At 64.2% G+C, this 2,721-nt stretch carries 4 protein-coding genes and 1 pseudogene; 3 read left to right on the plus strand and 2 right to left on the minus strand.

From position 1 onward, the window contains the following. Positions 1-322, plus strand: a pseudogene (locus VFW69_RS23085) (AAA family ATPase); the annotation flags it as partial. Between the two features lie 408 nt (positions 323-730). Here VFW69_RS23085 and VFW69_RS23090 read toward each other — a convergent pair. Both VFW69_RS23090 and VFW69_RS23095 read right to left on the minus strand, forming a co-directional pair. Further along, complete coding sequence (locus VFW69_RS23090; RefSeq protein ID WP_526504994.1) at positions 731-961, minus strand: DUF5615 family PIN-like protein; 231 nt, start codon at positions 959-961, stop codon at positions 731-733. Continuing rightward, entirely contained in the window at positions 958-1,200 is a 243-nt protein-coding gene (locus tag VFW69_RS23095) for a DUF433 domain-containing protein (RefSeq protein ID WP_526504996.1), read from the minus strand. The genes VFW69_RS23090 and VFW69_RS23095 overlap by 4 nt, the downstream gene beginning before the upstream one ends. 121 nt (positions 1,201-1,321) lie before the next feature. Here VFW69_RS23095 and VFW69_RS23100 point away from each other — a divergent pair, with 121 nt between their 5' ends. Continuing rightward, positions 1,322-1,543, plus strand: coding sequence for a hypothetical protein (locus VFW69_RS23100; protein ID WP_526504998.1), 222 nt, complete (start codon positions 1,322-1,324; stop codon positions 1,541-1,543). A gap of 254 nt (positions 1,544-1,797) precedes the next feature. Further along, positions 1,798-2,472 carry a DUF2293 domain-containing protein gene (locus VFW69_RS23105; RefSeq protein ID WP_526505000.1) on the plus strand — a complete coding sequence of 225 codons (675 nt, stop codon included), beginning with the start codon at positions 1,798-1,800 and terminating at the stop codon, positions 2,470-2,472. The last annotated feature ends 249 nt before the right edge of the window (positions 2,473-2,721 follow it).

Genomic DNA, 2,721 nt, shown 5'->3' on the forward strand with positions numbered 1-2,721 from the left:
TGGTGAAGGGTTCCTGGCGCTCCTACAGACAAAGGTCAACGAACCGGGGTTCTACTTGCTCGATGAGCCGGACGCGGCCCTGTCGTTCACCTCGTCACTGGGACTCGTCGCCATCCTCGACGACCTCGTACGCGCCGGGTCACAGGTCATTTTGGCAACGCACTCGCCGATCATCGCCGCCGCGCCAGGCGCCACGATCCTGGAGCTCGGGGAATGGGGGCTCCGTCGGAGCAACTGGGATGACCTCGGCCTCGTCCACTCCTGGCGGGCATTCCTTGGCGACCCAGGCATCTACTTCCGACATCTCTTCGAGGAGCAGTAGCGGCCGCGGGCACTCTCGTCACGTCGCAGTGGATCTGCGTTGTCCGGCGCCTCACGCCGCCGATCCGGCGTACACAGCCAATGTTGAGTGAGACGTTTCGTACCTTCGCGGGGCCTTCCAGACGTACAAAACGTCGCACTCAACATGGTGTAGGGGGCGGGTCGGACTCGAACCGACGACCGAGGGATTATGAGTGCTCCGCGTCTGAGCGCTGTGCTACCACGCTCGTCGAACGCGTCTGCGTCTACGGTTTCGGCCGAATCCCCTGCTGTTCGCGAACCAGTCAGGGTCGGCGCACGCGAACGCGCGTCTCCGAAACGACCGCCAAGCAGCCGACCAAGCTGTCGAGGTCGTAGTCGGCTCGAAAGCGACGGAGTACATCGACAACCGCGGACGGCTGCTGATCGGTCAACCGCAGGGCAACAACACCACCGTGTCTACCTGGTGGATACGCACGCACGCGGCGAACCCTAAGTCGAAAGTAATGAGCATCCGCTGCTCGCGGACGCACGCGTCCCAGACCGCTGCGTCCGACGCACCGACCAGTTGTTCGGACCGAACAGTGTGAACGTCGTGTCCGGCGTCAACAAGAACTGCGACCGCTTCCTGTGTCACGTTCTCGTCGAGCTTGACCTTCACGCGCCGGGTGAGAGCAGGTGAACCTCCTGCTTTGCCAGCCACGCGCCGTACGCCGCCGCAGCGCGCACTCCGTCATCGGAGAGCGACGGGTACTGCCGAACGATCTCCTCGGCGCTCAACCCGGCGGCAAGCGCGTCCAAGATGACGGTGACCAAGACGCGGGTGCCCTTGATGCAGGGTTGCCCGTGGCAGATCGCAGGGTCGACCGTGACCAACTCGAGCAGCTCTGGAGACGTCACGCCTACAGTGTCGCGCGGATGGCCGAACTGGTCCAAGACAAGGTGCTGTCCGGCCGCTCGTGGCCCCGGATCCCGTGATGCTTATGCCGCGTCGGTAGTTATGCCGAGTCTCCTTCATTTCGTGACCGTTCCTGCTGGTCAGGAGCTTGCGGTCGAGGACCGCGGTCGGCATAACTACGCCGCATCGTCCATGATCGATTCGTCCACCGACATCGGCGACGTGGGGCGACGCACGCTCCCGTGGCCGGTCTTCGCCTGCGTGGACCGGGTGACCTGGCCACGGCATCGCTCGGATGGCACGCCGTTCTTATGCCGACCGGGCGCCGGGCACGTGGCCATCTGACCAGCACCGATACCGCCGGCGGAGCGCTCACGCGGCATAACTACGGGCGCGGCATTTTGATGCAAGTGTGTGCCGTATTCGATCTTGCTTTTGTTGATCTTGGTTTCTTGTGTTGCTTCGTTCTTCGTTGTCCGTTGTTGTTGATCTTGTTCTTGGTTCCCTCGTTTCGTTGTTGATCTTGGCCTTGTTGATCTAGATTTCGCGGGCCGCGCGCGGCCCTTGCCCACTCCCCCACCCGGCGGCACGCTGAGCACATGTCGAACGTCAAGGCCAGCGCGCCGGACCTCACCGCGCTGCACCTCGACGTCTACGACACCCGCAACGGGCCCTGGAACCCCGAACACGGCGACATCGAAGTTCCCGACGACTGGGAGTTCCTGCCCTCCGGCGACACCTTCATCACCCGCACCGTCAAAGCGGCCGGCAACTACTGGCTGTGCTGGCAGCCGCGCAGCCGGCACCGCGACCACCGCCGGCTGCTCGGCCTGTGGGCGCCCGCCGAAACAATCCGCAGCGCAGAGGAACGCGCGCAACAGACCGCAGACAAACGCGCCGCGGCGCGGACCGTCAACGCTCGCTCACGCGCGCGGCAGGAAGCGCGCTACCAGGAGGAGCTGCACGATGCCGTGCTGGCGTTCCTCGACTTCGCACCCGCACACACCGCGCTCGCCGAGCAGATCGCCACCGAGACCGCGGCGCGCGCAGCGGTCGTCGGTAGCAGCCGCGTCGGTCGTACCCGGCTGCTCAGCCTCGAGGAACGCGCGCGACTGGCCACACGTGCCCACGTCCGCCACCGCTTCACCGCCTACGAGGACAAGCTCAACGACTTGCCCGTCGAGGCATGGGACGAAGACGCCCTCTACCGCGAGATCAAAGGCGCCGCACACGAAGACGTCGACGACTTCCTCGACCAGCACCGCAGCCGCTAGGGCAATAGCCCTCACAGTTGCCCCGGGGCTTGCCCTCAAGAACATCGCCACTTACGAGTCCGGATTGTCGCTAAGTAACACCGCAAGATGCGGGTGATCGACGTGCGAATTGTTCACATCAGAACCGGCGCTTCGAGGTTTCGTAGTACGATTGGTTGGTGGAGATTCTCGACTCCGCCCTGCGCCACGGAGTCGAGGTGGAGGACATCGAACACGCATTGAGGAACGCGATGGTCGTAGAAGAGATCG

It is taken from the genome of Mycobacterium sp. (assembly GCF_036273375.1).
Taxonomy (GTDB): domain Bacteria; phylum Actinomycetota; class Actinomycetes; order Mycobacteriales; family Mycobacteriaceae; genus Mycobacterium.